3 protein-coding genes and 1 pseudogene are annotated in these 4,408 nt (G+C 73.6%); 2 read left to right on the top strand and 2 right to left on the bottom strand.

Going from position 1 to position 4,408, the window contains the following annotated elements:
• Positions 1 to 826, bottom strand: an 826-nt coding sequence (locus KN815_RS46970) for an RNA polymerase sigma factor (RefSeq protein WP_372458650.1), incomplete at its 3' end; no start/stop codon positions are given.
• A 245-nt stretch (positions 827 to 1,071) separates the two neighbouring features.
• Here KN815_RS46970 and radA point away from each other — a divergent pair.
• Both radA and disA read left to right on the top strand, forming a co-directional pair.
• A complete protein-coding gene (gene radA, locus KN815_RS46975; protein ID WP_211124349.1) occupies positions 1,072 to 2,499 on the top strand; it encodes a DNA repair protein RadA in 1,428 nt (475 codons plus the stop codon).
• A gap of 344 nt (positions 2,500 to 2,843) precedes the next feature.
• Positions 2,844 to 3,902, top strand: coding sequence for a DNA integrity scanning diadenylate cyclase DisA (gene disA, locus KN815_RS46980; RefSeq protein ID WP_050993876.1), 1,059 nt, complete (start codon positions 2,844 to 2,846; stop codon positions 3,900 to 3,902).
• Between the two features lie 276 nt (positions 3,903 to 4,178).
• Here the strand turns inward: disA and KN815_RS46985 are convergent.
• Positions 4,179 to 4,408: pseudogene (locus tag KN815_RS46985) on the bottom strand (IS110 family transposase); the annotation flags it as partial.

Raw genomic sequence — 4,408 nt, forward strand, 5'->3', positions numbered from 1 at the left:
GCGCGCCCAGCAGCGCGGCGTGCACGGCGGCTCGGGGCGCCTCCACCACCGGCAGCGCCGCGGGCGCCGCGGCCGTACCGGGCCAGGGTCCGTCGGCCGTGGCCCGCTCGGCCATCCGGCGGCACTCGCGGCAGTCGTCCACATGGCGCACCAGCTCGCGACGGAGGGCGGCGGAGAGCAGCACCTGGGTGTCGCCCGCGAGCCGCGCGACCACCGGGCAGTGGCCCAGTTCCACGACGGCGAGGGCGGCGCGGGTGCGCTCCACCTCGCAGGCGGCGCTGGAGAGCAGGGCGCGGGTCTCCTCCTGGTCCTTGCCGAGCACGGCGGCCACCTCGGAGGGGCCCAGCCGATGGCGCACCGCGAGCTCGAGCGCCTCCCGCTGCTCGGCGCTGGTCCCGGCGGCCTCCGGCCAGGCCAGCGCGGCGAGTTCGCGACGGCGCTGGGCGGCGATGGGCTCGGGCAGCCCGGCCCCGGCGCCGTCGCCCGGGGTGTCCGTCCCCGTACGGCCGCGGCGCTCGGCCAGCTTGCGCAGACAGGCCCACCGGGCGACCGCGTACAGCCAGGGGCGGGACAGCTCGCCCTCCGCGGTGACCCGGCCCCGCCCCCGGCCGGGGCGGCGCTCGGCCACCGCCAGCACATCGCCCACCGCGACGGCCGCCGCGTCGTGCTCGCACAGCGCCGACAGGCAGTAGGTGAACAGGCCGTCGAGATACGGCTCGTAGCGTTCGGGAGGGCGCTGGGGGCGAGTGGTGGTGGAGCGGGGCGCACGGCGCCGCACCCGCTGTGCGCCGGTGGTCTGTGTCGAGTGCTCGGACCTGCTGCTCATCACCCGGCGACGGTAGGCGGATGATGCAGACTTCCTCGCGCCACTTGCGCTGTTTTAACCCTTACGGGTGACCATCTCCCTCATAAGGGGACAGGTGTCCCCCTCCGGTGGCCGTAACCTGCTATGCGCTCGACGCCCTCCGGCAAGGCCGGGGAAGGGCCGCTGGGAGAGCCGCGAAGGGGCCTCTGAAGGGGCCGTCACCACCGCCGTTCGGCGCTGTCGGTGGCCGACGCTAGCGTTACGGCATGGCTGCCCGTAGCTCCTCCCGCTCATCCGCCAAGGACCGCCCCTCCTACCGCTGTACGGAGTGCGGCTGGACCACCGCCAAGTGGCTCGGCCGCTGCCCGGAGTGCCAGGCGTGGGGCACGGTCGAGGAGTACGGCGCGCCCGCGGTGCGCACCACCGCGCCCGGCCGGGTCACCTCGGCCGCCCTGCCCATCGGCCAGGTCGACGGCCGTCAGGCCACCGCGCGGGGCACGGGCGTGGACGAGCTGGACCGGGTGCTCGGCGGCGGCCTGGTCCCCGGCGCGGTCGTGCTGCTCGCCGGGGAGCCCGGGGTCGGCAAGTCCACGCTGCTGCTGGACGTGGCGGCCAAGGCCGCCTCCGAGGAGCACCGCACGCTCTACATCACCGGTGAGGAGTCGGCGAGTCAGGTGCGGCTGCGCGCCGACCGCATCGGCGCGCTGAGCGAGCATCTCTATCTCGCCGCCGAGACCGACCTGTCCGCGGTCCTCGGCCATCTCGACTCGGTCAAGCCCTCGCTGCTCGTCCTGGACTCGGTGCAGACCGTCGCCTCGCCCGAGATCGACGGCGCGCCGGGCGGGATGGCGCAGGTGCGCGAGGTGGCCGGGGCGCTCATCCGCGCGTCCAAGGAGCGCGGTATGTCCACGCTGCTGGTGGGCCATGTCACCAAGGACGGCGCCATCGCGGGGCCCCGGCTGCTGGAGCATCTGGTCGATGTGGTCCTTCAGTTCGAGGGCGACCGGCACGCCCGGCTGCGGCTGGTCCGCGGGGTGAAGAACCGCTACGGGGCGACGGACGAGGTCGGCTGCTTCGAGCTGCACGACGAGGGCATCACCGGGCTCGCCGACCCCTCCGGGCTGTTCCTCACCCGCCGCGACGAGCCGGTGCCCGGCACCTGTCTGACGGTCACCCTGGAGGGCCGCCGGCCGCTGGTGGCCGAGGTGCAGGCGCTCACGGTCGACTCCCAGATCCCCTCCCCGCGCCGCACCACCTCCGGTCTGGAGACCTCCCGGGTCTCGATGATGCTCGCCGTTCTGGAGCAGCGCGGCCGGATCAGCGCGCTGGGCAAGCGGGATATCTACAGCGCCACGGTGGGCGGGGTGAAGCTGTCCGAGCCCGCCGCGGACCTCGCGGTGGCGCTCGCGCTGGCCAGCGCCGCGAGTGACACCCCGCTGCCCAAGAACCTGGTGGCGATCGGCGAGGTGGGTCTCGCGGGCGAGGTCCGGCGGGTCACCGGAGTGCAGCGGCGGCTGTCGGAGGCGGCCCGGCTCGGCTTCACCCACGCCCTGGTGCCGAGCGACCCGGGCCGGATCCCGGACGGCATGCGGGTGCTGGAGGTCGCGGACATCGGGGACGCGCTGCGGGTGTTGCCGCGGCGCCGCGAGCGCGGCGAAAAGGCGCGGGCGGACGCGGCGGAGGACCGTGGCTGAGACGCCGAAGACCATGGCCGAGCCGCGGCGGACCGTGGCCGAGGTGAGGGGTCGTGACAGGCCGTGGGGCGGGGTGTGTGCTGGTGAGGGCGTACGCGAGGGGGCGGTGAGCCGGGTGATGCGCGGCACAGGGGGAGCCGCACTCCGTTTCACACCTACGGGCGTACGCCGGGAGACCCCACGGGAGGCCGGTGGCCGCCGGTAGACTTTGCCCTGGTCTCGCCCATACGTGGCCTCGCACACCGGCATGGCAGGGCGACTCGCGGCACCGACAGACCTTGCGACGGAGGAGTGCAGTGGCAGCAGGCGACCGGGCAACGGCACCCGGCAAGGCCGACGGTCTGATGCGTGCCTCTCTGAGCGCGGTCGCGCCCGGCACGGCGTTGCGCGACGGCCTCGAGCGCGTCCTCCGGGGAAACACCGGCGGGCTGATCGTGCTCGGCACCGACAAGACCGTCGAGTCGCTGTGCACCGGCGGCTTCGTGATCGACGTCGAGTTCACCGCGACCCGGCTGCGCGAGCTGTGCAAGCTGGACGGCGCGCTGGTCCTCGACAAGGACATCACCAAGATCGTGCGGGCGGGGGTGCAGCTCGTTCCGGACGCGGCGATCGCCACCGAGGAGACCGGCACCCGCCACCGCACCGCGCAGCGCGTCTCCATCCAGACCGGGTTCCCGGTGGTCTCGGTCAGCCAGTCGATGCGGCTGATCGCGCTGTATGTGGACGGCCAGCGGCGGGTCCTGGAGGACTCGGCGGCCATCCTCTCCCGCGCCAACCAGGCGCTGGCCACCCTGGAGCGGTACAAGCTCCGCCTCGACGAGGTCGCGGGCACGCTCTCGGCCCTGGAGATCGAGGATCTGGTCACCGTCCGGGATGTGAGCGCGGTCGCACAGCGGCTGGAGATGGTCCGGCGCATCGCCACCGAGATCGCGGAGTACGTGGTCGAGCTGGGCACCGACGGCCGGCTGCTCTCCCTCCAGCTCGACGAGCTGATCGCGGGCGTGGAGCCCGAGCGTGAGCTGGTGGTGCGCGACTACGTCCCCGAGCCGACCGCCAAGCGCACCCGTACGGTGGCCGACGCGCTCGCCGAGCTGGACCGGCTGACCCACACCGAGCTGCTCGAACTGCCCATCGTGGCCCGGGCGCTGGGGTACACCGGCTCGCCCGAGACCCTCGACTCCGCGGTCTCGCCGCGCGGTTTCCGGCTGCTGGCGAAGGTGCCGCGGCTTCCGGGCGCCATCATCGAGCGGCTGGTCGAGCATTTCGGCGGGCTTCAGAAGCTGTTGGCGGCGAGCGTGGACGATCTCCAGATGGTGGACGGGGTGGGCGAGGCCCGGGCGCGCTCGGTCCGCGAGGGGCTGTCCCGGCTGGCCGAGTCGTCCATCCTGGAGCGGTACGTCTAGTTCTGAGCGGTGCGTCTGGCTCTGAGCCGCCGTACGTCTGCGTCTGCGGGGTGTCGGGTGGGGCTTGGCGCCTGCGGCGGGCTGCTCCCCGCCCCGCCCCGCCCCTTCCCGACACCTGACGATATGCGGCTCCGCCGCGTGGGGCCCGGCCCCGGGCCCCCGCCGGGGCTCCGCCCCGGACCCCGCTCCTCAAACTCCCCCAGCTACCGCTGGGAGGTGCCCCCTGGAGGGGCTGGATTGGCTGGTCAGCCCTTGCGCTGGATGCTCCTATGGATGTCAAGCGGCTTCAGTGAGGTCGCTTTGTGTGGTTTGCCGGGTGGTGGTGCGGTGATCCAGGGATCGCATGAGGACGCGGTAGACCTCGCGGGCGACATGCCGCTTGAGGCAGCGCATGATGTCCTTCTTCGACAGGCCCTGCTGGGTGCGTCGTTCCATGTAGGTGCGGGTGCGGTCGTCCCAACGCAGGCGGCAGAGCACGATGGTGTGCAGGGCGTGGTTGGCCGCCC

Source organism: Streptomyces niphimycinicus (genome assembly GCF_018883605.1).
In the GTDB taxonomy this organism is placed as follows: domain Bacteria; phylum Actinomycetota; class Actinomycetes; order Streptomycetales; family Streptomycetaceae; genus Streptomyces; species Streptomyces niphimycinicus.